This is a genomic window from Acinetobacter portensis (assembly GCF_023158935.1).
Classification (GTDB): domain Bacteria; phylum Pseudomonadota; class Gammaproteobacteria; order Pseudomonadales; family Moraxellaceae; genus Acinetobacter; species Acinetobacter faecalis.
Genome location: NZ_CP096120.1, coordinates 1,421,109 through 1,446,076 on the forward strand (window position 1 = coordinate 1,421,109; position 24,968 = coordinate 1,446,076).

25 protein-coding genes, 1 other RNA gene and 1 pseudogene are annotated in these 24,968 nt (G+C 36.6%); 13 read left to right on the top strand and 14 right to left on the bottom strand.

Annotation, left to right across the window (positions count from 1 at the left end; all coding sequences use genetic code 11):
- The 6 genes from MZO21_RS07085 to fdx all read left to right on the top strand — a co-directional run bounded on the left by MZO21_RS07085 (position 1) and on the right by fdx (position 4,969).
- Positions 1-1,218, top strand: a complete 1,218-nt coding sequence (locus MZO21_RS07085) for an IscS subfamily cysteine desulfurase (protein WP_154772904.1) — start codon at positions 1-3, stop codon at positions 1,216-1,218.
- A 101-nt stretch (positions 1,219-1,319) separates the two neighbouring features.
- Complete coding sequence (gene iscU / locus MZO21_RS07090; RefSeq protein ID WP_154772905.1) at positions 1,320-1,706, top strand: Fe-S cluster assembly scaffold IscU; 387 nt, start codon at positions 1,320-1,322, stop codon at positions 1,704-1,706.
- A gap of 37 nt (positions 1,707-1,743) precedes the next feature.
- Positions 1,744-2,064 carry an iron-sulfur cluster assembly protein IscA gene (gene iscA / locus MZO21_RS07095; protein WP_154772906.1) on the top strand — a complete coding sequence of 107 codons (321 nt, stop codon included), beginning with the start codon at positions 1,744-1,746 and terminating at the stop codon, positions 2,062-2,064.
- 98 nt (positions 2,065-2,162) lie between these two features.
- The gene (gene hscB, locus MZO21_RS07100; RefSeq protein WP_154772907.1) at positions 2,163-2,678 is read left to right on the top strand and encodes a Fe-S protein assembly co-chaperone HscB; all 516 of its coding nucleotides are present in this window, start codon (positions 2,163-2,165) and stop codon (positions 2,676-2,678) included.
- Between the two features lie 77 nt (positions 2,679-2,755).
- Positions 2,756-4,615: a Fe-S protein assembly chaperone HscA gene (gene hscA, locus MZO21_RS07105; RefSeq protein ID WP_154772908.1), complete on the top strand. Its 1,860-nt coding sequence runs from the start codon at positions 2,756-2,758 to the stop codon at positions 4,613-4,615.
- Between the two features lie 15 nt (positions 4,616-4,630).
- On the top strand, positions 4,631-4,969 hold the full coding sequence (gene fdx / locus MZO21_RS07110) for an ISC system 2Fe-2S type ferredoxin (protein ID WP_154772909.1): 339 nt from the start codon (positions 4,631-4,633) through the stop codon (positions 4,967-4,969).
- A 64-nt stretch (positions 4,970-5,033) separates the two neighbouring features.
- On the opposite strand, the gene MZO21_RS07115 is transcribed toward fdx, so the two are convergent.
- The 6 genes from MZO21_RS07115 to MZO21_RS07140 all read right to left on the bottom strand — a co-directional run bounded on the left by MZO21_RS07115 (position 5,034) and on the right by MZO21_RS07140 (position 12,503).
- Positions 5,034-6,482, bottom strand: coding sequence for an adenylate/guanylate cyclase domain-containing protein (locus MZO21_RS07115; protein ID WP_154772910.1), 1,449 nt, complete (start codon positions 6,480-6,482; stop codon positions 5,034-5,036).
- Positions 6,483-6,538: 56 nt separating this feature from the next.
- Positions 6,539-6,973 (bottom strand): HIT domain-containing protein, encoded by a 435-nt coding sequence (locus MZO21_RS07120; RefSeq protein WP_154772940.1) that lies wholly within the window; start codon positions 6,971-6,973, stop codon positions 6,539-6,541.
- 213 nt (positions 6,974-7,186) lie between these two features.
- Positions 7,187-10,651: a transcription-repair coupling factor gene (gene mfd, locus MZO21_RS07125; protein ID WP_248102615.1), complete on the bottom strand. Its 3,465-nt coding sequence runs from the start codon at positions 10,649-10,651 to the stop codon at positions 7,187-7,189.
- Between the two features lie 136 nt (positions 10,652-10,787).
- Positions 10,788-11,144 (bottom strand): hypothetical protein, encoded by a 357-nt coding sequence (locus MZO21_RS07130; RefSeq protein ID WP_248102618.1) that lies wholly within the window; start codon positions 11,142-11,144, stop codon positions 10,788-10,790.
- Between the two features lie 168 nt (positions 11,145-11,312).
- Positions 11,313-11,825 carry a ribonuclease E activity regulator RraA gene (gene rraA, locus MZO21_RS07135; protein WP_248102621.1) on the bottom strand — a complete coding sequence of 171 codons (513 nt, stop codon included), beginning with the start codon at positions 11,823-11,825 and terminating at the stop codon, positions 11,313-11,315.
- A 12-nt stretch (positions 11,826-11,837) separates the two neighbouring features.
- Positions 11,838-12,503 (bottom strand): nucleoside-diphosphate sugar epimerase, encoded by a 666-nt coding sequence (locus MZO21_RS07140; protein WP_248102624.1) that lies wholly within the window; start codon positions 12,501-12,503, stop codon positions 11,838-11,840.
- A gap of 215 nt (positions 12,504-12,718) precedes the next feature.
- Between MZO21_RS07140 and rpsT the strand changes: the two genes are divergently transcribed.
- Positions 12,719-12,985, top strand: a complete 267-nt coding sequence (gene rpsT, locus MZO21_RS07145) for a 30S ribosomal protein S20 (protein ID WP_004696602.1) — start codon at positions 12,719-12,721, stop codon at positions 12,983-12,985.
- Between the two features lie 190 nt (positions 12,986-13,175).
- Positions 13,176-13,616 carry a hypothetical protein gene (locus MZO21_RS07150; protein WP_154772914.1) on the top strand — a complete coding sequence of 147 codons (441 nt, stop codon included), beginning with the start codon at positions 13,176-13,178 and terminating at the stop codon, positions 13,614-13,616.
- Positions 13,617-13,658: 42 nt separating this feature from the next.
- Here the strand turns inward: MZO21_RS07150 and MZO21_RS07155 are convergent, their stop codons facing one another.
- Positions 13,659-14,408, bottom strand: a complete 750-nt coding sequence (locus MZO21_RS07155; RefSeq protein WP_154772915.1) for a histidine phosphatase family protein — start codon at positions 14,406-14,408, stop codon at positions 13,659-13,661.
- A 51-nt stretch (positions 14,409-14,459) separates the two neighbouring features.
- A complete protein-coding gene (locus MZO21_RS07160) occupies positions 14,460-15,311 on the bottom strand; it encodes a 3'(2'),5'-bisphosphate nucleotidase CysQ family protein (RefSeq protein WP_248102627.1) in 852 nt (283 codons plus the stop codon).
- Between the two features lie 15 nt (positions 15,312-15,326).
- Between MZO21_RS07160 and MZO21_RS07165 the strand changes: the two genes are divergently transcribed.
- The 4 genes from MZO21_RS07165 (at position 15,327) to MZO21_RS07180 (ending at position 18,348) form a co-directional block, all read left to right on the top strand.
- A complete protein-coding gene (locus MZO21_RS07165; RefSeq protein WP_248102630.1) occupies positions 15,327-16,013 on the top strand; it encodes an HAD-IA family hydrolase in 687 nt (228 codons plus the stop codon).
- On the top strand, positions 16,006-16,446 hold the full coding sequence (locus tag MZO21_RS07170) for an RNA-binding S4 domain-containing protein (RefSeq protein WP_154772918.1): 441 nt from the start codon (positions 16,006-16,008) through the stop codon (positions 16,444-16,446). The genes MZO21_RS07165 and MZO21_RS07170 overlap by 8 nt, the downstream gene beginning before the upstream one ends.
- A 144-nt stretch (positions 16,447-16,590) precedes the next feature.
- Positions 16,591-17,631 (top strand): recombinase RecA, encoded by a 1,041-nt coding sequence (gene recA / locus MZO21_RS07175; RefSeq protein ID WP_248102633.1) that lies wholly within the window; start codon positions 16,591-16,593, stop codon positions 17,629-17,631.
- A gap of 102 nt (positions 17,632-17,733) precedes the next feature.
- Positions 17,734-18,348, top strand: coding sequence for a regulatory protein RecX (locus tag MZO21_RS07180; RefSeq protein WP_248102636.1), 615 nt, complete (start codon positions 17,734-17,736; stop codon positions 18,346-18,348).
- Positions 18,349-18,412: 64 nt separating this feature from the next.
- On the opposite strand, the gene ffs is transcribed toward MZO21_RS07180, so the two are convergent.
- Positions 18,413-18,509: signal recognition particle sRNA small type (gene ffs / locus MZO21_RS07185), an RNA gene on the bottom strand.
- Between the two features lie 279 nt (positions 18,510-18,788).
- On the opposite strand from ffs, the pseudogene MZO21_RS07190 reads away from it, so the two are divergent.
- Positions 18,789-19,599: pseudogene (locus tag MZO21_RS07190) on the top strand (YbgF trimerization domain-containing protein).
- A 46-nt stretch (positions 19,600-19,645) separates the two neighbouring features.
- Here the strand turns inward: MZO21_RS07190 and lpxA are convergent.
- Genes lpxA through bamA form a run of 5 tightly spaced genes read right to left on the bottom strand, consistent with a single transcriptional unit; the run spans position 19,646 to position 24,950 of the window.
- Entirely contained in the window at positions 19,646-20,434 is a 789-nt protein-coding gene (gene lpxA, locus MZO21_RS07195) for an acyl-ACP--UDP-N-acetylglucosamine O-acyltransferase (protein WP_248102639.1), read from the bottom strand.
- A gap of 2 nt (positions 20,435-20,436) precedes the next feature.
- Positions 20,437-20,916 carry a 3-hydroxyacyl-ACP dehydratase FabZ gene (gene fabZ, locus MZO21_RS07200; protein WP_248102663.1) on the bottom strand — a complete coding sequence of 160 codons (480 nt, stop codon included), beginning with the start codon at positions 20,914-20,916 and terminating at the stop codon, positions 20,437-20,439.
- A 5-nt stretch (positions 20,917-20,921) separates the two neighbouring features.
- Positions 20,922-21,995 carry a UDP-3-O-(3-hydroxymyristoyl)glucosamine N-acyltransferase gene (gene lpxD, locus MZO21_RS07205; RefSeq protein WP_248102642.1) on the bottom strand — a complete coding sequence of 358 codons (1,074 nt, stop codon included), beginning with the start codon at positions 21,993-21,995 and terminating at the stop codon, positions 20,922-20,924.
- Between the two features lie 3 nt (positions 21,996-21,998).
- A complete protein-coding gene (locus MZO21_RS07210) occupies positions 21,999-22,484 on the bottom strand; it encodes an OmpH family outer membrane protein (protein WP_248102645.1) in 486 nt (161 codons plus the stop codon).
- A 39-nt stretch (positions 22,485-22,523) separates the two neighbouring features.
- The gene (gene bamA, locus MZO21_RS07215; RefSeq protein ID WP_248102648.1) at positions 22,524-24,950 is read right to left on the bottom strand and encodes an outer membrane protein assembly factor BamA; all 2,427 of its coding nucleotides are present in this window, start codon (positions 24,948-24,950) and stop codon (positions 22,524-22,526) included.
- Positions 24,951-24,968 lie beyond the last annotated feature (18 nt).

Consider the following 24,968-nt stretch of genomic DNA (forward strand, 5'->3'; position numbering starts at 1 on the left):
ATGAAACGTCCAATTTATCTAGATTACGCAGCAACAACTCCTGTTGACCCTCAAGTTGCAGAGCGCATGATGGAGTGTCTAACTTTTGATGGCACTTTTGGTAATGCGGCTTCTCGTTCTCATGCCTACGGTTGGCAAGCAGAAGAAAAAATTGAATATGCACGTGAGCAAGTTGCAAATCTAATTAAAGCAGACCCACGTGAAATCGTTTGGACTTCAGGTGCAACTGAATCTGATAACCTTGCACTTAAAGGTGTTGCTCAGTTCTATGCATCTAAAGGCAAACATATCGTTACAAGTAAAATTGAACATAAAGCAATTTTAGACACTTGCCGTGAGTTAGAAGAAGAAGGCTTCGAAATTACCTATATCGAGCCACAACCAAAAACAGGTTTAATTACACCTGAAATGGTTGAAGCTGCTATTCGTCCAGATACAATTCTTGTTTCTCTTATGATGGTAAACAACGAAATTGGTACTGTGACTGATGTTGCTGCAATTGGTGAAATCACACGTGCTAAGAAAATTTTCTTCCACGTAGATGCTGCTCAAGCTGCTGGTAAGGTAGAAATCGATCTTTCTACAATGAAAATTGATTTAATGAGCTTCTCTGCTCACAAAATTTACGGACCTAAAGGTATTGGCGCACTATTTGTTCGTCGTAGCCCACGTGTTCGTCTTAAAGCTCAAATTCATGGTGGCGGTCATGAACGTGGTATGCGTTCTGGTACTTTAGCAACTCACCAAATTGTTGGTATGGGTGAAGCTTTTGAACTTGCTGGTAAAAACCTAGCATCTGAACAAGCACGTATTCGTGTTTTACGTGACAAACTTTGGAATGGCTTCCAAGATTTAGAACAAGTGTTCTTAAATGGTCACCCAACTCAAAGCGTTGCGAACTATTTAAATGCGAGCTTCAATTTTGTTGAAGGCGAATCTTTAATGATGTCATTAAAAGATGCTGCTGTATCTTCAGGCTCTGCATGTACATCGGCAACTTTAGAACCATCTTATGTACTTCGTGCATTAGGTCTTTCAGACGAACTAGCGCATAGCTCAATTCGTTTTAGCTTTGGTAAATACACTACTGAAGAAGACATTGATCAGGTTCTTGAAGTAACTAAGGCTGCTGTTCAAAAACTACGTGATCTTTCACCTCTTTGGGATATGTACAAAGATGGTATCGATCTTTCAACTGTTGAATGGGCTGAGCATTAATTCACCCCAAATGAGATAACTTAACTTTAAGTTATCTCATTGATTAACGTAATTTCATCCCCATTAAATATTTGGCTGACCCCGAGTTTTGGAGACGCGTCATGGCTTATAGCGAAAAAGTAATTGATCATTACGAAAACCCTCGTAATGTTGGTGTTTTAGACAAAAACGCTGAAAATGTTGGTACTGGTATGGTTGGTGCACCAGCTTGTGGTGACGTAATGCGCTTACAAATCCAAGTTGATGACAACGGTGTAATTGAAGAAGCACGTTTCAAAACTTATGGCTGTGGTTCTGCAATTGCTTCTAGCTCTCTTGTAACAGAGTGGCTAAAAGGTAAAACACTAGACCAAGCTCAAGAAATTAAGAACATTGATATTGCAACTGAACTTGCTTTACCACCAGTGAAAGTACACTGCTCTGTTTTAGCTGAAGATGCAATTAAAGCTGCTGTAGAAGACTACCGTAGCAAAAAAGCAAAAGCTTAATTATTTTGCGTATTGAACAAAGTATCACGGAGTTTTCATGATCAACTTAACTGAAAATGCGGCTGCTCACATCAGCAATTACCTGAAAAATCGTGGTAAAGGTGAAGGCATTCGCGTTGGTGTGAAAACTTCAGGCTGTTCAGGTTTGGCTTATGTACTCGAGTTTGTAGATGAAGTCGATACACATGACCAAATGTTTGTTCAGCATGGCGTAAATGTATTCGTTGACCCGAAAAGCTTGGTTTATCTTGATGGTATGGAGATGGACTATGTTAAAAATGGCTTAAATGAAGGTTTCGAATTCAACAACCCAAATAAGAAAGGCGAATGTGGCTGTGGTGAATCTTTCACAGTTTAATATTTAGTTGCTTTTTAACGTATTAAAACAGTGTCCAACACTGTTTTAATCGTATTTAATCTATATGATTTTCAAATTTATCGTGGACACAATTTCCCATGAATCATTTTGAGTTGTTCAATCTTCCAGTTGTTCTTGATATTAATTTAGACGTTTTAAAAGCTGAATTTTTAAAACTTCAACAACAATATCATCCAGATAAAGCTGAAGATAAAGATCAAGCACTGATTAAATCGAGCGAAATCAACCAAGCTTACAAAGCGTTATTAAATGTAGATAGCCGCGCTGCTTATTTACTTAGCTTAAAAAAGCAAGATTATCATTTAGATCAATCTATTGGTGATTTTGAGTTTCTTCAGTCTGCTTTAGAAATTCGTGAACAACTTGATGAAGCCCACTCTGCCGATGATCTTCAATCTCTAAAAAAAGAAGTTCAACAGTGGATTGATGGCTTAGTTCGTGAGTTTAAAATTGACTACGATGATGAAGATTGGGCTGAAGCACGCGATACTGTTCGTAAATTACGCTTCTTTCAAAAAGTTTTAGCAGACATCAACAAAGCTGAAGATCGCTTCTTAGATGATGAAGACTTCGACTTAGATGATGAGTTTTAATCCTTAATTTTTAGGATTTTTACTTCCGCTTTAATTATTCAAATTTTTAACTTTTAACGTGCAAAGGATGTAACACAATGGCTCTCTTGCAAATTGCAGAACCAGGTCAATCAAGTGCACCGCATGAACACCGAATTGCGATTGGTATCGATTTAGGTACAACACATTCATTGGTAGCAACGGTTCTTTCAGGTAAAGCCAAAGTGCTCAACGATGAACAAGGCCGTGTGTTACTTCCATCTATCGTGCATTATGCGAATCAAACAACGTATTTTGGCGATGAAGCAAAACCCTTTTTAACGACAGATCCTAAAAATACAATTACATCTGTAAAACGTTTTATGGGTCGTTCAAAAGTAGATATTAAGTTCCAACACCCTTACACACTTTTGGGTGAAGACAATCAAATGCCTGCATTTGAAACTGCTCAAGGTCATAAAACACCTGTTGAAATTTCAGCTGAAATTTTAAAACAACTGAAAGACCGTGCAGAATCTAGCTTAGGTAACCCAATTAACGGTGCTGTAATTACAGTTCCTGCTTATTTTGATGAAGCTCAACGCCAAGCAACACGCGATGCTGCACAGCTTGCTGGTTTAAATGTTTTACGTTTATTAAATGAGCCTACTGCTGCTGCGGTTGCTTATGGCTTAGACCAAGAAGCAAACCTAGAACAAAATCAAAACTATGTGATTTATGATTTAGGTGGCGGTACATTTGACGTTTCAATTTTACGTTTCTCACAAGGCGTGTTTGAAGTTTTAGCTACAGGCGGACATACAGCGCTCGGTGGCGATGACTTAGATCGCCTTATTGTGAAATGGGCAAAAAAACAGCTCAATATTGAAACTTTAGACGATTCTGAATACGCACATGCAATTGTATCTGCACGCAAAGCAAAAGAAGCTTTAACAGATCAAGAATCTGCAAAGTTAGAACTTGCCGATCAAGCGTTAATTTTAGATCGCCCAACATTTGAAGAAATTATTAAAGTCGCTTTAGACAAAACTATTAGCGTTTGCAAACGTGTAATGCGCGATGCAAAACTTGATTTAGATGATATTCAGAATGTTGTATTAGTGGGTGGCTCTACCCGCTCGTATGCAGTTCAAAAAGCAGTTCGTGAAGTCTTTAATCAAGAACCTCTTTGCACAATAAATCCAGATGAAGTTGTTGCAATTGGTGCATCAATTACAGCAAACCAACTCATTGGTAACTCTAAAGACGGCTCTTTGCTTTTAGATGTAACACCACTATCTCTTGGTTTAGAAACCATGGGCGGATTGGTTGAACGTTTAATTTCACGTAATACCGCTATTCCTGTTGCACGTCGTCAAGAGTTTACAACCTATCAAGATGGTCAAACTGCCATGTTGATTCACGTGGTTCAAGGCGAACGTGACTTGGTTGAACATTGCCGTAGTTTAGGTCGTTTCATACTTCGTGGTATTCCACCAATGACTGCAGGTCAAGCACGCATTGAAGTGACTTACCAAGTTGATGCTGATGGTTTGTTGAGTGTATCTGCTAAAGAAACAACTTCAGGCGTTCAAGCACAAATTGATATCAAACCATCTTATGGTTTATCTGATACAGATATGGAGCGCTTGCTTGTAGATGGTTTCAAGTTTGCTGAAGAAGATAAAAATCTTCGCCACCTACAAGAAACTAAAGTTGAAGCAAAACGTGAACTAGAAGCACTTGAACAAGCTTTAAAAGTAGATGCTCACCTTTTAACAAGCGAACAACTTAACCAACTAAATGTCGCAAAACAGCATTTAGAAACACAACTTGAAACATCAGAAATTAAAGCTATTGAAGATTCGGTTGAACAGCTTAAAATACATAGTGATGCATTTGCTGCTGCCCGCATGAATCAACATATTGATGCTGCTTTAAAAGGCACTAAGCTTGATGACTGGTCAAACTCAAACTAATTTAAGGTAAAGAATATGCCACGTATTAAAGTTCTTCCTCATGCGCAAATTTGCCCAGAAGGTGCTGAGTTTGAAGTTGAAGAAAATGCCAATCTTTGCGAAAGCTTGCTAAAAAATGGGATTAAAATTGAGCATGCTTGCGATATGTCAGCAGCATGCACAACTTGCCACGTTGTTGTACGCAAAGGCTTCGATGGCTTAGAAGAAATGAATGATGTAGAAGCTGACTTGCTAGATCGTGCTTGGGGCTTACAACCCGATTCACGTTTATCTTGCCAAGTTAAAGTTGTTGATGAAGATTTAGAAGTTGAAATTCCTAAATACACAATCAACCATGCTTCTGAAAATCACTAAGTAATTTTCATTAAAAAACCACGCAGAAGCGTGGTTTTTTTATTTCTAAATAAAGTTTAAAACTCTATTCTTCAACAATTACTTCATCTGCCAAACGAAGTTTCACAATACCTTGTGAGTTTGTTAAAGCTTGTTGAACTTGAATACGTTTAATCATTTTTTCCAAAACTTGAATAAGTTTTGAATATTCAAAATTTTGTACTTCATCAAAGTTTAATAACAAATGGAAACCTTTATATTCATAATCAAACCATTGCTGATATTCGGTAAGATCTGATTTATATTTTTCCATGATCTGCCAAGTTTGCACAGGCTCCTGAATACCTTTTAATGAAATAGGAGCTCTTGGTGCACATAAATAGCTACTTTTCACCAAATTATATGTACTTTCCGACACTAAAATTTCATCTACTTCGGCAGCACTTTGTAAACGCGCAGCTAAGTTAGCATCACGCCCAACAATGGTATAAGCCATTCGGTATGCAGCGCCATAATTACCTACGTGACAATATCCTGTACTAATACCCATGCGAATATGTAACGCTGGATAGCCCATTTTAATCCAACGTTCACGTAATAATTTCATTTGCTGACGCATTGCAATTGCCATTTCTACGCATATTTTGGCATCCTGCTCTGCACCTTGAGAGTTTGGATCACCAAAGAAGATAAGAATGGCATCTCCCATAAACTTATCGACAGTAGCTTCATAATGCTTTGCAATTTCAGTCATATGACTCAAATAGTCATTTAAAACGAATGCTAAATCATCTGGAATTAGTGTTTCTGAAAGCTCCGTAAAACCTTGAATATCTGAAAAGAAAATGGTCATTTTCTTACGCTTATATTCAATTTTAGCTTCTGACTCACCTTTCATAATCGATTGCCACAACTGTAAAGGCGCATAACGACTTAGCTGATTCGCAAACTCCATATAACGGTGCATTTGAGAATAATAATATTCTTGTTTTGCAACTGCCATTTTTACACGGCGAATTTGATAAATTGATCCCATTCCAAAAAAACCAATAACACACAAAAATGCAAGAATGGTTAATTCGTTGCTGGTTTGTTGAAAATAAGGACCAAAACCAAATAAAAAGATATTAGATAAATAGAATATGACTATGCCAAAAAGCCCAGATATCGCAATAATTACAAATGGAATTTTTACATTAATAACTGTATATAAAAGCGAAACCAAAGCCAAAAAAGTTAGCACGATATTCAAATGAATTGCAGAAAGTGTAACGGCAACAATTGCGATATCAATTAGAAAAAAAACATTACGCCTTACACGTGAACTATTATATTTATATTCAAGCCATTGGCTTAATTTAGGGGTAAAAATTAGAAGAAGCGTTAAAAAAATCGGGATGTACAGCTGGTATGTTGTCTCAGGATAAGTAAAGTGATAGACAACAAGAATTAGTGCAAGACTACTATATCCCACAATCCTATGTAGATATTCAAATTGCTTTGGATCTCTGTCCATCCAACTGTCTAATGACAAATCCTTTCTCCCCAAGGATTAAAGCCACGACATTACCCGTGGCTTAATAGAATCGATCAGTCCATTCTCCAGTCAAATGGCATTTCACCTTGACCACGTAGAGCAAGCATTAATGTCTGACGCATATGCGCAAGCACTTCATTGCTATAAGGAACTGCTTGTGAGCCCCAAACTGGTTTAGGCCAAGCCACATCATTTTGGTAACGAACAACGTGATGAAAATGCAACTGAGGAACAACGTTCCCAAGTGCAGCAACATTCATTTTGTCCGCACGAAATACGCGTGATAATTGACTAGATAACCAACTAGATTCACGTAAAAATTGTTCTTGATCTGCCTGACTAAGTTCGTATAGTTCAGTAATCCCTGGCACACGTGGAATCAAAATAAGCCAAGGAAATTGCATATCATTCATTAAACGACATGTTGATAACGGAAAGTCGCCGACAAAAAAAGTGTCTTGAGCAAGTTGTGGATGCAAACTAAACATATCTTTATTAATGATGCAAATTAGAATGATGGTTAATACTATCACATCCCAATGGGTGTGAATATTCTATATAGCGTGTTTCAATACAAATATCAGTTCATTTGTTTTGAACTCGGTCATATATTCATATTTAATATTTTATCTCTAAAAATACAAGTATCTATTGAAAATAATACAAATTTTATGACCGATGACATTTTTATCTTTAACGTATTAAGATGCTTTTAGCCCAGCAATTAAATGATTCAAAAGATCATTTATAAACTGTAAGCGTTTTGTGTAATCTTCAAGCATTACCATGACTTTCAAACGCTGCCCACCATCCATTCTGTAATAAGTAGGTTGCTTTTGCATCATTTGAATAATACTCATAGCCTGTACAGGTGTGTCTGGAGAAAACTCGATATGTCCACCATTACCACCAATATCTACTTTTGTAATACCCAAAGTTTCAGCTTTTAAACGTATTTGATGCACAGCAAATAATTGCTTAACCGATTGTGGCGGAATACCAAAGCGATCAATTAATTCCATACGAATATTATCGAGTTTTTCTTGTGTATCTGTATTACTAATGCGCTTATAGAACAACAAGCGTTGATGCACATCTCCCAAATAATCATCTGGTATTAGAGCAGGCATATGCAGATTAATTTCAGCAGTTAATGACAATGGCGCATCAAAGTTTGGCGTTTTACCTTTTTGAATGGCTTTAGTCGCCTTTTCAAGCATTTCCATATACAAGCTATAACCAATAGCTTGCATAGAACCACTTTGTTGTTCACCAAGTAATTCACCTGCACCACGAATTTCTAAATCTTCCGTTGCAAGCATAAAGCCTGCACCTAAGGTTGATGCACGCTGAATTGCGTCTAAGCGTTTCTCTGCATCACCTTTAAGACCTTTAATTGATGGTACTAGCAAATATGCATAAGCTTGATGATGCGAACGCCCTACACGACCACGAAGTTGATGTAATTGCGCCAAACCAAGTTTATCTGCACGTTCAATAATAATGGTATTGGCACTTGGAACATCAATTCCTGTTTCAATAATAGTTGAACAAACAAGTACGTTATATTCTTTGTGATAGAACTGTTGCATCACTTGCTCAAGTTCTCGTTCACGCATTTGACCATGTGCCACAGCCACACGTGCTTCTGGCACTAAATCACGAATATTTTCTGCTGTACGTTCAATGGTATCTACTTCGTTATGTAAGAAATACACCTGACCGCCACGTAATAATTCACGTAAAATCGCTTCTTTAACAGAATCGCCTGTATGTTCTTGCACAAAAGTTTTTACTGCCAAACGTCTCGCAGGTGGCGTTGCAATAATAGATAAATCACGCATTCCACTAAATGCCATATTTAAGGTTCGTGGAATTGGTGTAGCCGTTAAAGTCAGCATATCAACATCGGCACGCATGGCTTTAATACGTTCTTTATCACGTACACCAAAACGATGTTCCTCATCAACAATCATTAAACCTAAGTTTTTAAATTGAATGTTTTCCTGCAATATTTTGTGCGTACCAATCACAATATCAACTTTGCCATCGGCTAAATCTTCAATGGTTTTGTTATGTGTTTTTGTTGAACCAAAACGTGAAAGCACTTCTATGCGTACAGGCCAATCTGCAAAACGATCTTTAAAAGATTCATAATGCTGTTGTGCTAGTAACGTGGTTGGAACAAGCACCGCAACTTGCTTATTGTTTTGAACTGCGACAAAAGCAGCACGCATTGCCACCTCTGTTTTACCAAAGCCAACATCACCACACACCAATCGATCCATTGGCTTGGCAAGTTGCATATCATAAAGCGTCGCTTCAATCGCATTTGCTTGATCTAGCGTTTCTTCATAGGCAAAGCCTGAGGCAAATTGCATATAAAGCTTTTCATCACGTTCAAAACCAAAACCAGGTTTAGATTGACGACGTGCTTGAATATGTAAAAGCTCTGCAGCAACATCATGAATTTGTTCTAGAGCTTTACGTTTGGCTTTTGACCATGCATCTGTACCTAACTTATGTAAAGGCGCTAAGTCTGGGTCACCACCACTATAACGACTAATTAAATGCAAATTAGTTACAGGCACATAAACTTTGGCAGCATCAGCATAATCGAGCTGTAAAAACTCATGATCTTGATCATCAATACTTAAGGTAATTAAACCTGCATAACGCCCTACGCCATAATCGATATGAACCACAGGTGCGCCAATACTTAGTTCAGTTAAACTTCGAACCAAGAACTCTTCAGAAACCTCTTGCTGACGTTTACGACGACGTTGAACAACACGATGTTCATACAATTGATTTTCAGAAATAACGCTGAGTTGTCCTGAAATTACCAAACCACGATCTAAAGGTGCACTTGTAATTGCAATAGACTGCAACGATGTCTGAAATTGTTCAAACGTATCTACATTTGGAATATCCCCCAAAGATGCACGCAATGCATCTTTTAGCGTTTCACGTCGACCTGCACTTTCCGCCACAATTAAGACAGGATAAGTTGCATCATCTACATATTTTTTTACCGCAGCAAAAGGCTTTTCTTGTTTAGGATCTACAGCTAAACGAGGTGGAATTTCTGTATTTAAATTGGTAACGCCTGCTTTTTCATCAAATACTTCTTCCGATGCAACAATACGACCAAAACTATTAATTTGCTCTAACACCTGATTTGGCTGTAAAAATAATTGGTCAGGTGGCAAAATTGGCTGATCTGCATTGTGACGACGATCTTCATAACGACGAAAAATATCTTTCCAATAATTGGTTAATTCATCATCTAAATACAAATCTGTAATGACAATGCCATTCTTTGGTAAGTAAGATAACAGTGTACTTTGGCTTTCCATGTCTTTTTGTTCAAAAAACAATGGGAAATAATATTCCAAACCTGGCGATGCAATTCCCTCTAAAGCATCTTGATAAATTGGATTTCGTTTTGGATTAGCAGATGGGAAAGCCTCTGCATAACGATCTCTAAATATCGAACGACCTTCCTTAAGCGGAAATTCTTTTGCAGGTAAAACTATAAATTCTTTTAATGCTTCTGTTGTACGCTGTGTTTCAGGATCAAAGAATTTTAGACTTTCAATTTCATCATCAAACAAATCTATACGAATGGGTGCATTCTGCCCCGAAGCATATATATCCATAATGCTTCCACGAACAGCAAATTCACCATGATCATATACGGTATCTACAAGGTGATAACCTGCTTGAATAAGTCTTATTTTTTGTTTTTCTAAGTCAAACTTTTGCCCAATTTTAATATCAAAATGTTCACCTAAAACCCATGTGGTTGGTGCAACACGTTGCGCTAAAGTTGTTGCCGAAATAAGTAAAATGCCCTGCGTAGGCATATTCGATAAAATAGATAAACGCTCTGACACAATATCTTGATGTGGAGATAAACGGTCATATGGCAAAATTTCCCAATCTGGGAAAATAGTCGGTTTTATGCCATAAAACTCGAGTTCGCTTTCAAGTTGCCCCAAATGCTGATTATTACGTGCGACAAGAATAAATAGTTGCTTATTTTGCTTGCTGATTTCTTTGAAAAGTAATGCTGCAGCAGAACCTTGTAAATTACCTATCCAGCGTTTTTCACCTATTTTAAGGCGTTGCAAATTGAGTTGAGCTATTTCTTGTTGGAACATTTATCTGACTTTTTAAGTTAAACAACGTGGGCATATCTTAACACGATGCTTTTTTGCTTTAGATGAATTTTTATAGACAAAGCTTAATAAAAAGGCTCATATTTCTATAAGCCTTTTTAGCAACATTTAGATGCACTTACTTTTTATCTCTTAAAAAGTTTCGATAATATTCATTGAGTAATTTAACCATCTGTTTAAACTCAGTTAAATTTTTTTGTGTATTCCCTAAACGCGCAACAAAATTTTGAGATGCAATTTCCAAGTCTATCTTTTCATTAATAATCATGCCTGCATCATAAAGTGCTTTGAGATCATCAAATTTTTTCAATCTACGATTCGACAAATATTCTAAGCGTTCCGACCATTCATTGATGATGACACCATCTATAACAAAGCCCTGCTCGGTATTATATTCAATATGATTTTCTTTTAGAAAAATCTGCTCAGGTGTTTCTTTATCACTTTTGAAAAAATCGGCAATTTTATTTAGCATTTCAACTCAAACTTCATACAGCACACTGCTTTATATCTTATTCCGCTAAATACATTTAAGCGACTTATTTATAACTCCCTCAATAGACATAAAAAATGACGAACTATTGAAGTTCGTCATTTAAAATTCTGAATTAAGTATAACTAGGCAAATGTCTAAACCTGTAAATTAAAGATCAACTAGCTTTGTTTTAGATACAACAATTCCATTATTATCTGCATACACAAAGTCACCTGAATTGAAGCTTACATTTCCAAAAGAAATTTCAATCTCAACTTCACCTACACCTTTACGGTTACTCTTTTGTGGAATAGCTGCCAAAGCATGTACACCTAAATCAAGCTCAGCAATTGCATCTACATCACGTACACAACCATAAATAATCACACCATTCCAATGATTTTTTACAGCAGACTCTGCAATCATATCGCCAATTAAGGCACAGCGCATAGATGCCCCACCATCTACAACTAAAACCTTGCCTGTTCCATCTGTTGCCAGCAACTCTTTTACACGAGAGTTATCTTCAAAACATTTGACTGTGACCACTTCGCCTCCAAATGTTTTTCGCGCACCATAACTTTTAAAAAACTTACCATCTAAAGATGGAATCACCACTTGAATGTCTAAGTCAGGATGATCATCCAATAAATCACAAGTTACGAATGCTACATTTGACACAGCAATACCCTTTTATTTAATTTGATGTATCGCTAAATTATCATAAATTTTTAATTTTTCGGTCTGATAACACGCAGCCTCGACCATAGTATAAGCCACCTGTTCCGATGTTACGGGTTTATATTTAAAAGTATTTGGAACTAAATGCGAAAATTTTAAATATAACTTTTGAGTGAAATCTTCCAAAGTTCGCTGTTCATCTCGATGCCCCAATAATAATGAAGGCTGAATAATTGAAACTTTTGAAAGCGCTAAACTTTGAATATATTGCTCCAATTGACCTTTCACTTGGTTATAAAAAAATTTGGATTGAGCATTTGCACCCAAAGCACTAATGAGCAAATAGTGAGTTTCAGTATTTTGAAATAATTTTGCAAAATGTGCATTCATTTCGAAATCAATTTGATAAAAGTTCTCTTTAGAACCTGCCTTTTTAATTGTGGTACCTAAGCAACTAAATGCATGTGTATATTCTTCAATATTTACTCTATTGAGTAAAAAAAAGTCGTTCAACACAATTTGATGCACTTTTTTTAATTTTTTTAGCTCTTCATTTTCACTGCGAACAATTGCTGTTATTTTGTCACATCTTTTCGATTCATTGAGCAGATAAAGCAAACGCTTTCCCACCAAACCTGTTGCACCTATGACGATTGCACTTTTTATAGAGTTGATCATTTTAAAAGCAAACCTATTTAATATTCCTTAATATAATGCTTTATTTGCCATTTTTCTTCATCTAAAATGTAGTCAAACCAAGTCAAGACTTGACTTAACTGCATTATTTAATCAAAATATGGCACTTGTTTACGGGCTGGTGATCATTCTTCTGGAGATGGTTTTCAGATGCAATTTCAGCCCGCCCAGACCAATCTAATTCAAGGAGTGCACGAGTGGCAAACTCTGCTCAAGCTAAAAAACGTGCTCGTCAAAACGTTAAAGCACGTAAACACAACGCAAGCTTGCGTTCTATGGTTCGTACTTACATCAAACGTACAGTAGCTGCTATTGCTGCTGGCGACTATGCTGTTGCATCTGAAGCGTACAAAACTGCTGTACCTGTGATCGACCGTATGGCTGATAAAGGTATCATCCATAAAAACAAAGCTGCTCGTCATAAGAGCCGTTTAAACGCACAAGTTAAAGCATTAGCTAACTAATTTGTTGCAGTAAAAAAAGCCCTTTTAGGGCTTTTTTTATGTCTGTTGATTTATAAATACCACTCATATTTCCAAATAATTCGTATAAAAATTATTCCTATGAATAAAACAATCCCATAATAAAATTATGGTATTATTTTTTAGTCGTTATACACCATATAAGCAGTATTTCTTAAATTGGGACAACACAATGATTAATAAATTTCTACCAACGCTCGAAAAATTCCAAGAAACAGAAAATCAATACATTGAATATTTTAATTCAAAAGGCGTAACTGACATTATAGGAAAAGTCATTTCCAACATGAAAGGTACGGCAGAAATTCAAGCCTCTCAAGGTGTAGACTCATGGTTAGGTTATGGGGTTTACTTACCCGCTATAGAGCGAATCTTTGCCCTGCACGAAGGCGAAACCGAAGAGGAGTTTTATTCACGCACCAAATACCCTAAAGATGTTGTTTACGCCTACACAATTCCAGATCACGACATTGCAACACTCATCGCTGCCGATAAATACAATCGTATGCACCAACAAAGTATTCCTGTAAATACGTATGTTTGGCCTTTAAATGATGATGGTTTCACAATCAACTTATTAAAATTTGAAAATCGATTAAAAGCAAAAATCTAATATAAAAAAACCAGTTATTCTTTTGAGTAACTGGTTTTAAAATTACAAATGAATTAGCTCATTTCTTGTTTCAAAATCACGAATATCAAGCTCATGTATTTCCCCGCGCCAAATCCATTTCAGCTTAGACTCTAAAAATACATCGCCCTCAAACCAAACAAATAAGCCTTCCATCATTTTCGGCCAATCTTCTTTGGTTACTACAGAACGCCCAGATATTACCGCCAAAATTGCAGCTAAAATTGTGTCATGACTCACAGCCAAACTTAATCCATTTCTTTGTTCAGGATGCGTATTGTAAATAAGCTCCAAGACATCTACCGCACCATTAATTGGCTTTTTCATTCCCGGTAAAGCATTATTCACAAAGCTATTAATAAAGCCCAATGCACCTTGCTCTTTAAAATATGGCCCTGCTTGCTTAATATCTAAAACAAAGCTTCCCGGTTCTACCAATAAACCTTGTTCTATAATTTCAATATGATGTGTATGTGATATTTGACCCGTATCATCTGCGCCTTGAATCATTAATGCAGCAGTATCAATGCAACGCTGAATTGGGCTAGAAATACAATGCTGAATTGATCGATCCGTATTATCTATTAAATAACTGCCCCAAGCTTCAGCTAAGTCCCGCCCCTGATTGGTCAATTGCAGGTCGTATCCTGCCAAGCCTTTACCAGCAGCTTCTTCTCGAATTGAATGACGTGTAAACAAAGTTACAGGCACATTGGTATCGGGCAACAAATCAATTGCCCTTAACATGCTTGTCGGAAGAAGATCTAATGCCATAATAAAAACATTGCAAATATTTACTCCACTATAGCATGAAGGAATATTTGCTCAATGCTTACTAGCCATAAGTTCTAGTGCTTGAAGTGCTAGATTTTTCATATATTCATTCTTATATGCAATAAACCCACCATTTAACAATGTATCTCTTTGATTATATAGAAATGATTTTCCTTGAAGATTAACCAATCCACCACCAATACGCTCAAGCAAACACTGCCCCGCACTCGTATCCCATTCACAGGTAGGATGAAATCTTGGGTAAATATTAACTTTATCTTCAAGTATCATGCAAAACTTATAAGCACTTCCTGCTTTAAATTCCGAATACTCGGTTAACTCAGACATTGCTTGTAAATATTGCTCATATTTTGGCTTTTTTTGACTACTTTGACTTAAGCCAATTTTAATTTTCGAGTCATCATCACTCTTTGAATAAATTGACCATTGGTGAGTTTCTATTTCGTATTTAAGTGGCAAACCTTCTTCAGGCGCAATATACAAAATATCTCCACAAGGAATCGCAAGTACCGCAAAAGTCGTGTGTTCACCTTCAATCAAACTTAAATTAATGGTGAATTCAGGACGTTTATGTAAAAACTCCTTCGTACCATCTAGCGGATCTAACATCCAAAACTTTTGCCAATTTTGTCGTGTTAAATGATCACCTTCTTCCGAAAGCAAAGGCAAAGTTGATATTTCAGCCAATGCAGATGTCAAAAAACTGTTCACACGATAATCTGCCTGTGTTACAGGGGATTCATCTTGTTTTTTCTCTATATTAAAAGCCAAACCAGCACAATATTGTTGATATTCTTCTCGCAAAATTTCACACGCTTGTGTCAGAATGGGAACAAGCTGCAAAGTCAAACTGTCTTGCGGTGCTGTTGTAGGCTTAAACATAGATTACCTTTAAATATGTCAAATCACTCTAAAAAACCAACAATCATTTTCGACATGGACGGAACTTTACTCGACCTTGCTTATGATGATTTTATTTGGAATCACCTATTACCTATTCGTTATGCAGAAACGCATCAATGCACAATAGAACAAAGTAAAAATACGCTTTATGATTTTTACCAAGAACATAATCATACGCTAAATTGGTACTCTTCACGCTTTTGGACAGCAAAAGTTGGTGTGGATGTTTTAGCTATGCAAATAGAATATAAAGATAAAGTCAAAAAACGTGAAGGCTGTTTAGAACTTCTCAATTATTTAAAAGATAATGATTATCCTATTTGGTTAGCCACCAATGCCGATGCAGCAGGCTTAAAATTTAAATTAGAAAAAACACATCTCGCAAAATATTTTGATGTAATTGTAAGCTCTGAAACCATTGGTCACGCCAAAGAATTTATCCAGTTTTGGGAAATACTAGCTAAACAGCATCCATTTGACGCTGAAACAAGTTATTTTATAGATGACACTGAAAAAGTGCTAAGTGGTGCAAAAAAATTCGGTATTAAAAATTTATTTAGCATTGCACAACCATCTTCCGATAATGCACCACGCACGGAATTTGCATATCCTATGTTAAATAATTTAACTGACTTAATTGAACACTTAGAACAAGCCGAGGAACGTGAAAAATATGCGTAAATCGAATCTAGCACCAGATGCTGTCGGCATGCGTGTTGATAAATGGCTTTGGGCTGCTCGTTTCTTTAAAACACGCTCTATTGCTAAACACGCAATTGAAGGTGGTAAAGTCCACCAAAATGGTGAGCGCGTAAAAGTATCTCGTGAAATTCGTGTTGGAATGGAACTCACCATTCAGCAAGGAATAGAAAAAAAATCTGTAATTGTAAAAGCACTTTCTGATGTTCGTGGCCCTGCACCAGTTGCACAATTACTTTATGAAGAAACAGAAGTAAGTATTGCACGTAGAGATTTGATTAACACCCAAAGAAAGATGCATAATCTAGCTCGACCTGATCACCGACCAAGTAAAAAAGACCGTAGGGATATCAGCAAGTTCAAACAAGAAAATGATCAACAATTCGACCAATCTTGGTCTTATCATGATGATTGATAGATGCGTCATATTGTGTCGTACACAGTATGATTTCAATAGAACATAAGTAAACTTTCTGTCACTATAGTCAGGTGGAAATCGATTTAATGAAATACATCCACTTGAGTATATTGTTTAGTGACATCGTATTGAGGTTATAAGATGGATGAGAATAAAGGTAAAGCGCTGAATGCTGCACTTAGCCAAATTGAAAAACAATTTGGTAAGAACACAATTATGCGTTTGGGTGATAATGCTGTACAAGCTGTAGAAGCAATCTCAACAGGTTCTTTGACTCTTGATATCGCACTTGGTATTGGCGGCTTACCTAAAGGTCGTATCGTAGAAATCTACGGTCCAGAATCTTCAGGTAAAACAACAATGACATTACAAGCGATTGCTGAATGTCAAAAAGCTGGTGGTACATGTGCTTTCATCGATGCAGAACATGCACTTGATCCGCAATATGCACGTAAACTTGGCGTAGATATCGACAATTTACTTGTTTCTCAACCAGATAACGGTGAACAAGCGCTTGAAATTGCAGATATGCTTGTTCGCTCTGGCGCAATCGACATGATCGTTGTCGATTCTGTAGCTGCACTTACTCCTCGTGCGGAAATTGAAGGCGAAATGGGCGACTCTCACATGGGTCTACAAGCGCGTTTAATGAGCCAAGCGCTACGTAAAATTACAGGTAATGCAAAGCGTTCTAACTGTATGGTGATCTTCATTAACCAAATTCGTATGAAAATTGGTGTAATGTTTGGTAGCCCAGAAACAACAACTGGTGGTAACGCACTAAAATTCTATGCTTCTGTACGTCTTGATATCCGTCGTGTTGGTCAAGTAAAAGAAGGTGATGAAATTGTTGGTTCTGAAACAAAAGTTAAAGTTGTTAAGAACAAAATGGCTCCTCCTTTCCGTGAAGCATTATTCCAAATTCTTTATGGTAAAGGCGTAAACCATCTTGGTGAACTTATCGACCTTGCTGTTCAACAAGAAATTGTTCAAAAAGCAGGTGCTTGGTATTCATATCAAGGCGACAAAATTGGTCAAGGTAAAAACAACACTATTCGCTACTTAGAAGAACATAAAGAATTAGCCGCAACAATTGAAAAATTAGTTCGCGATCAACTTCTTACACTAGGTACTGTTGTAGAAGATACAGATGAGCAAGAACCTGATCTTTTAGATGCTTAATTCAGCATTTATATCATTTTAAGAATCAATACAGAGCGCCCTTCGGGGCGTTTTGTTATTATGTTTATATAACTTTTAGCAATGTATTCAACTGGGAAAATCATGTCAGACGCAAAGTTTAACAAACTGCTCGATTATGAAACCTTAAAACAGCAATTTGGTGATGATGAAGATAAAGCTCAAACATCATCTACAACTTCTGCTTTGGTTTTTAATCCTGAAGAGCGTCTTTTTGACCACTCCACTCAAGAAACTAAAAAACCAGGCTTAACAGGCTCTCGCTTGCGTTCTTATGCATTTGCTGTACTTACCCGTAAAGAATACTCGAAAGCTGAACTCATCGAGAAACTAGCGCTATATGCAGACAATAGAGATGAAGTTCTAAAACTTGTAGATGAGCTATCTAAAGAAAACTACCAAAGCGACCAGCGTGTTGCTGAAATTATGCTTTCAAGCCAAAAGCGTAAAGGCAAAGGTCCCAATCAAATTAAAATGAAGCTTAAAAATAAAAAAATTGATGCTTCGCTAATTGCAGATGAATTAAAAGAAACAAATTGGGTTCAACAAGCATACGAACTAAAAGTTAAAAAATACGGAACAGACGTAAGTAAAGATCCAAAAATCAAAGCCAAGCAAATACGATTTTTGATGTATCGAGGGTTTGAAATGGATGCAATTATTAAAGCAATTAGCAGAAAGCCAAATGATTTTGAATAAAATAGAACTGAAAGTTTAGATAAATAGAGAAAATTAAATATTTTTATTATAAAACTGGTGGCAACCCTACCAGCAAGACTTCGGCACATCATTATTCTGTTACCGTTGCTACCTTCCGGTCCTGGCGGGGTTCACAGAGAACAATTGCGAAGTAACCGGCAGGGCTACCATTGCAAGGACAGAGTATAGAGATTTTTAATGAACTTGCAAGCATGCAAAGTTAATTTTCAGCAATGATTCATCCAATTGATTATTAATAAAACAAAATAATTATTTATTCACTTTATCTTCAATATTCTTCGCTAAACTCAATATCGCTTAAATAACGTAACTTTGTAAAAGCATATTGCAATTCACTGTACAGACGTTTTAAATATCTCTATCAAATAAATCTTTGGTTATGTGTTTTAACCAATACTGCAATCTAAAATGGACATCATATTATGCTAAAAAAGCATACTCTATTTACAATAACATTGCTCTGCTCTGCTCCACTTTATGCAATTCCTATTGAATCTCGTGGACTAAGTCAGGATGCTGGAAATTATGTAGCAGCAACAGCTCCTGCAATTAATGTATCAAATTCACCTAATGATAATACTGCTACAACGCCAATGAACGTAAATTGGCAACTTATGCAAAAAGCAGATCGTTTAGAAAATGAGTTACGTAGTTTACGTGGAAAAATGGAAGAACAAGATAACGAAATTGCACAATTAAAACACGATTTACAAAATCGTTATACAGATTTAGACCAACGATTAGAACTACTTCAAGAAAAAGTTGATCCGGATTCTGTTACAAAGCCAGAGGAGGATAACCAACAGGATAATCCACCCAGTACAAGCTAAGGTAGTTACACCTAATTCCAATAATGTGACAACCTCTAGTGCTGATAAAACTGCGTATACCGTTGCATTAGAAGCCTATAAACAAGGCGGTGCTAAAAAAGCAATTGCGCCAATGCAGGCATTTGTAAAGACCCACCCAAATAGCATTTATATTAGTAATGCATATTTTTGGTTAGCAGAATTTAATTTAGGGATTGATCCTGCAAATTATACTGAAGCTAAAAAGAACTTTGAGATTGTTGCAAACAAATATCCAAACTCATCAAAAGCTTCTAGTGCATTATATCGACTTCATAGCATTGCGCTTAATGTTGATAAAAACACAGCTTTAGCGAATAAATACAAAACTCAAATTTTATCTAAGTATCCAAAATCCGAAGAAGCAGGTTTTCTTAAGTAATAAAAAAGACACCATTTGGTGTCTTTTTTATTTTTAAACAAATTTCTTAACGAACAATACCACGCTTAGATTGCTCAACAGAATCAATTAAACGCTGAACCTCAGGTACGGTTGGTAGAATTTCATTACGAATTTTATCAACAGCTTCTGTTGTGGTTAAACCTGTTTTATAAATCAGTTTAAATGCCTCACGAAGTCCTTGAATCACTTCCTTCGACCATCCTTTACGACGCATTCCCTCAACATTCATTGCTGATGCATGCGCAGGATTTCCCGAAACCATAACATAAGCAGGAACATCTTTAAGAATTAATGATGCACCGCCAACCATGCTATAAGAATCGATTTTACAAAACTGATGAATACCAGAGTTACCACCAATTACAACAAAATCACCAACATGCACATGTCCTGCAACACCTACATTATTCGCAAAAATATTGTTATTACCCACTACACAATCATGCGCAATGTGAGTATTCACCATAAGTAAATTATGGCTACCAACTTTTGTTAGGCTATTATCTTGTACCGTGCCACGATGCAAGCTGCAATGCTCACGAATCGTATTATGATCGCCAATTTCTAGCCAAGTTTCTTCGCCAGCATATTTTAAATCTTGGCAAACTTCTCCAATACTTGCGAATTGAAAAATTTCATTATTTTTTCCAATACGAGTATATCCACCAACAACAACGTGTGAGTGTAGCTTTGTGCCTGAGCCAATGCTAACTTTAGGGCCAATAATACAATATGGTCCTATTTGCACATCTGCTGCAATTTCAGCGGATGGATCAATAATAGCCGTTGGGTGAATAAATTCGTTATTACTCATGCCTACCCTGTTCTTTGGTGTGAAATAATGATTTCTGCAGCTGCAGCAACAATGCCGTCAACCGAAGCAGTACAATGATACTTGTAAATGCCACGTTTTTGCATTACTAATTCAGATTTTAATACAAGTTGGTCACCTGCAACCACCTGTTTTTTAAATCTTACTTTTTCTGCACCAGCAAATAGGAACAAAGAACCTGGTTTTGGCTTCTCGCCATTCATTACAAAGCCTAAAACACCTGAAACTTGTGCGAGCGCTTCAACAATCAGCACACCTGGCATAATTGGATATTCAGGAAAATGCCCTTGAAAAAACTCTTCATTAATTGTGACATTTTTATAGCCAACAATTGAGTTTTCAGTAATTTCTGTCACACGATCGACAAGTAAAAAAGGATATCTGTGTGGTAGATATTCACGAATTACATTAATGTTCATTGGTAATGTCGGGATCGTGAATGTTGTAGTATTAGACTCTGTCATCATAATTATTTACGCAATTTAAATGTTGATTCAAGGGATTCAATTTGTGATTGCATATGATCAAGTCGTTTGACCAGTTGGGTCAATGGCACATCTGCTAATTGTTTAAAGCGAACAGCGGCTTTTTTCCAAGCATTTGTTTCCATAAGCGCAGTACCTGAAGAATATGTACCTGCCTTAGAAATATTATTTGTCACCATTGACATTCCAGTGATTGTCACATTATCGGTTATATTAATGTGACCAACAATACCAACAGCGCCTGCAAGGACACAGTTTTTGCCAATTGTTGTACTTCCAGCAATACCACATTTTGCAGCAATTGCCGTATTTGCACCAATTTTTACATTGTGAGCAACTTGCACAAGGTTATCAATAATCACACCATTTTCTAAAATAGTGTCATCTAAAGCACCCCGATCAATACTACAATTTGATCCAATGCGAACATCATCACCAACAATAACTGAACCTAATTGTACAATTCGATGCCATTTTCCTTGATATGGAGCAAAGCCAAAACCTTCTCCACCAACTACCGTATTTGCATGAATACGAACACGATGACCAATTTTACATGCACCTGTTAAAGTTACATGAGAATCAATAAAACAATTTTTACCTACTTCAACAAAATCATCAATTTTCACATGAGAATTGATAATTGAGTCATCTCCAACAACACAATTTTCACCAATCACAACATAATGACCAATATATGCTGTTTCTGAAACAATTGCTGATGGATGAATCTGCGCAGTATTTTCAATACCACGCTCAATTTGTTTACGCTCAAATACATGCGTAAGTATCGCAAAGGCAAGATATGGGCTATCGACAACTAAGAAATTAGAGTGATATCCCTCAAGCAGGTCTTTATATTCCTGAGTCACAATAAGTGCCCCAGCTTTAGACTCTTTCGCCTGATTGATGTATTTCTCACCATTTACGAATGCAAGTTGCTTTTCATTGGCCTTTTCAAGGCTAGCCAAACCCAATAATTCAAGATCGGCTTGCCCAAAAAACTTCGCTTGTACTTGCTTAGCAAGAGCATCTAAGCGATAAAATTGATGATTCATAAATTATTTAATTGCATTAACCTTTTGAATGATTTTATCAGTTAAATCGGCACTTGAATCAGATGCAAGTACTGAATTTTTATTTAAAACCAAATCTAATTTATTTTCTTTACGTAATTGTTCAGCAGCAGTTTTTACACGAGTTTCAAATGCTGTGTTTGTTGCCTGCATTGTAGTTTGCACTTTAGACTGAACTTGCTGTTGCAACGTATTAACTTGAGCAGCTTTTGTATCAAAGTCTTTTTTCAGTTTATCAACTTCAGCTTGGCTTTTAGCAGCATTCCCTTTTTGCTGAATACCTGCTAAATCTTTCTGAAGTTGTTCAATTTGGGTTGTTTGTGGCTTAATTGATTGTTGTAAAGCACTTTGCTGTTGCTTTAAATAAGCACTACCTTGAACAACTTTATCAATATCAACAATACCGTAATCTGCCGCTTGTACTGCTGTAAAAGCTAAACCAGTAGCCAATGCTAATAATACTTTTTTCATTTTATAAAATCCTAATTAATATAAGGAGACTAGCCGTACTTAGAAAGTACGACCAATTTCAAATTGAATATTCTTCGTTTCATCACCTGGTTTATCATTCAACGGGAATGCATAGCTAAGTGATAATGGGCCAATCATCGTAATCCATGTAAAGCCAACACCTACGCTATAACGCATATTACCCATATCAAAACCATTGTTATCTTTACAGAATTTTTTATCATCTGCTGACTGAGGGACATCACATTGTGTATCAAAAACTTGTGCGCCTTCAGCAAAAATAACAGGTCTAAATTGGCGTGCCCAATCCCCTTTAAATGGAACAGGCAACGCAAGCTCAGTACCAAACTGGACTAGAGCATTACCACCAACCTCTTCTTCATTTTTGTAATTAGTTGATGAGTTATTAACACTTGGGTATTTCGGCCCTAGAGTACTATTGTCATAACCACGAACTGAACCATAACCACCTGCATAGAAGTTTTTATAGAATGGTAAATCATTACCATAACCTAACTTACCATAGCCACGGATGACAAAATCCTTACCTAAAGGGTAGAAAGCTTGAGCATCATAAGTTAATTTTTGGTATTCAACGTCACTACCTGGAACCGCAATTTCAGCATTCACACGATGTGAAGTACCTGATGTTGGAAAAAGCGGGCGGTTTAATGTGTTATACGACCAACCTAAGTTTAAGTTGAATGTTAAGAAATCACCTTGAAACTCCGTCGCAGAACATCCTGGAGTTTCCCTAGGACAAGTCGTACTCCAACCTGTCGGTTTACCACCATTTGCTAACAAATAATCACGAATATAGGTCGATACATAAGCGCCTGTAGTCACTTCTGTATTATCAATGTTTAAACCCATACTTACGCTTTGGTTTTCATCAATTGGATAACCAAAAGTTAAACCTCCACCAAAACTATCTGTTACATAGTTATTAACGTTGTAATCATCATCTAGCTTAGTTTTACGGTAGTACATGTTATAACCACGACGCACACCATCAATAGTGAAGTACGGATCTGTAACACTCAGGTTGTAATAATCTTGTGTTTGCGAACGAGATAAATCAATTGCAACACTATTACCTGTACCAAAGAAGTTTGTTTGACTTAAACCAGCTTGGTAAGTCATACCACCACTTTGAGAGAAACCAACAGCCAGTGTACTTGTACCTGAATGTTGTTCTTCAACAGCAACGTTTAAATCGACTTGGTCAGGTGAACCTGGTACACGCTCAGGTTTTACATCAACAGTTTTGAAATAACCAGTACGCTCTAAACGTACTTTAGATAAATCAATTTTTTCATTACTTGCTAATGCACCTTCCATTTGACGCATTTCACGACGTAATACCTGATCATCAGTTTTTGAGTTACCTGTGAAGTTAATACGACGCACAGTTACTTTTTGACCTGGATTGATATAGTAGTTTAAGCCTACTTGTTTTGATTCATTATCAATTTCAGGTACAACGTTAACTTCTGCATAGTAGTAACCAGCATTACCATATTTACGTAATAGTAACTGCTTAACGTTATTTACTTTTTCTTGTGAGTAAATATCACCATCTTTATAGATTTGTAGCGTTTTTAATTCATCAGTAGAATAAAGTGCATCACCTAAGAATTTAGTTTCAGCAAATTTGAATTGATCACCTTCATCAACAGAAACTTCAACAAAGATATTTTTCTTATCTTCACTAATATTTAAATTAGAATTGTTGATATTAAAGTTGATATAACCTTTGTTTAAATATAAAGCACGAAGAGATTCTAAGCTTGCTGCCATTTTTTCACGTGCATAGCGATCGTTACGAGTAACAATCGAACTCCAGCCGCTTTCTTTAATTGCAAATGCTTGCTTAATGTCACTATCTTTAAATACTGTATTACCAATAAGGTTGATATCTACAACTTTAGCCGCTTTACCTTCAGCAAATTCTACCGTTAAATCTACACGGTTATTTGGACGTGGCGTGCTAATCACTTTTACAGTTGCTTCATAGCGACCTTGCTGCATGTATTGCTGTGCAAGTTCTGATTCAAGCGTTTGAATTGCAGATTTTTTAAGAACTTCGCCCTCTGCAACACCCATCTTCTTTAAGCCTTCTTGCAAAGCTTCTTTTGGAATGAGTTTATTGCCTTTAAATTCTACTTTAGAAATAATTGGGCGTTCTACAACACGATAAACAAGCACATCATTTTCATTTGAAGCTTTAATATCATCGAATAGCCCAGATGCATATAAGGCACGAATTGAGTCTGCAATAACAGCGTCACTTGCACGATCTCCGCTGCTTACAGGAATCAAGCCATAAACATTGGCTGGCAATAAGCGAACAAGTCCATCTATTTTTATATCACGAACGACAAAATCATTTGCTGCATATACTTGTTGTGCTGAAGCCATCGCACTAATCAGTGCTAAAGGCATAAAGAGGTTTTTGTGATGCATGCCAGTATTTTCCAATGT

What these genes read in the sequence shown, in the direction of transcription:
- iscA (WP_154772906.1), top strand. Translation starts at nt 1,744, where the DNA reads ATGATCAACTTAACTGAAAATGCGGCTGCTCACATCAGCAATTACCTG.
- MZO21_RS07120 (WP_154772940.1), bottom strand. Translation starts at nt 6,973, where the DNA reads ATGTTTAGTTTGCATCCACAACTTGCTCAAGACACTTTTTTTGTCGGC.
- fabZ (WP_248102663.1), bottom strand. Translation starts at nt 20,916, where the DNA reads ATGACAGAGTCTAATACTACAACATTCACGATCCCGACATTACCAATG.
- mfd (WP_248102615.1), bottom strand. Translation starts at nt 10,651, where the DNA reads ATGTTCCAACAAGAAATAGCTCAACTCAATTTGCAACGCCTTAAAATA.
- MZO21_RS07165 (WP_248102630.1), top strand. Translation starts at nt 15,327, where the DNA reads ATGTCAAATCACTCTAAAAAACCAACAATCATTTTCGACATGGACGGA.
- MZO21_RS07210 (WP_248102645.1), bottom strand. Translation starts at nt 22,484, where the DNA reads ATGAAAAAAGTATTATTAGCATTGGCTACTGGTTTAGCTTTTACAGCA.
- MZO21_RS07170 (WP_154772918.1), top strand. Translation starts at nt 16,006, where the DNA reads ATGCGTAAATCGAATCTAGCACCAGATGCTGTCGGCATGCGTGTTGAT.
- hscB (WP_154772907.1), top strand. Translation starts at nt 2,163, where the DNA reads ATGAATCATTTTGAGTTGTTCAATCTTCCAGTTGTTCTTGATATTAAT.
- hscA (WP_154772908.1), top strand. Translation starts at nt 2,756, where the DNA reads ATGGCTCTCTTGCAAATTGCAGAACCAGGTCAATCAAGTGCACCGCAT.
- MZO21_RS07150 (WP_154772914.1), top strand. Translation starts at nt 13,176, where the DNA reads ATGATTAATAAATTTCTACCAACGCTCGAAAAATTCCAAGAAACAGAA.
- recA (WP_248102633.1), top strand. Translation starts at nt 16,591, where the DNA reads ATGGATGAGAATAAAGGTAAAGCGCTGAATGCTGCACTTAGCCAAATT.
- MZO21_RS07085 (WP_154772904.1), top strand. Translation starts at nt 1, where the DNA reads ATGAAACGTCCAATTTATCTAGATTACGCAGCAACAACTCCTGTTGAC.
- lpxA (WP_248102639.1), bottom strand. Translation starts at nt 20,434, where the DNA reads ATGAGTAATAACGAATTTATTCACCCAACGGCTATTATTGATCCATCC.
- MZO21_RS07180 (WP_248102636.1), top strand. Translation starts at nt 17,734, where the DNA reads ATGTCAGACGCAAAGTTTAACAAACTGCTCGATTATGAAACCTTAAAA.
- MZO21_RS07130 (WP_248102618.1), bottom strand. Translation starts at nt 11,144, where the DNA reads ATGCTAAATAAAATTGCCGATTTTTTCAAAAGTGATAAAGAAACACCT.
- MZO21_RS07140 (WP_248102624.1), bottom strand. Translation starts at nt 12,503, where the DNA reads ATGATCAACTCTATAAAAAGTGCAATCGTCATAGGTGCAACAGGTTTG.
- fdx (WP_154772909.1), top strand. Translation starts at nt 4,631, where the DNA reads ATGCCACGTATTAAAGTTCTTCCTCATGCGCAAATTTGCCCAGAAGGT.
- iscU (WP_154772905.1), top strand. Translation starts at nt 1,320, where the DNA reads ATGGCTTATAGCGAAAAAGTAATTGATCATTACGAAAACCCTCGTAAT.
- bamA (WP_248102648.1), bottom strand. Translation starts at nt 24,950, where the DNA reads ATGCATCACAAAAACCTCTTTATGCCTTTAGCACTGATTAGTGCGATG.
- lpxD (WP_248102642.1), bottom strand. Translation starts at nt 21,995, where the DNA reads ATGAATCATCAATTTTATCGCTTAGATGCTCTTGCTAAGCAAGTACAA.
- MZO21_RS07155 (WP_154772915.1), bottom strand. Translation starts at nt 14,408, where the DNA reads ATGGCATTAGATCTTCTTCCGACAAGCATGTTAAGGGCAATTGATTTG.
- MZO21_RS07160 (WP_248102627.1), bottom strand. Translation starts at nt 15,311, where the DNA reads ATGTTTAAGCCTACAACAGCACCGCAAGACAGTTTGACTTTGCAGCTT.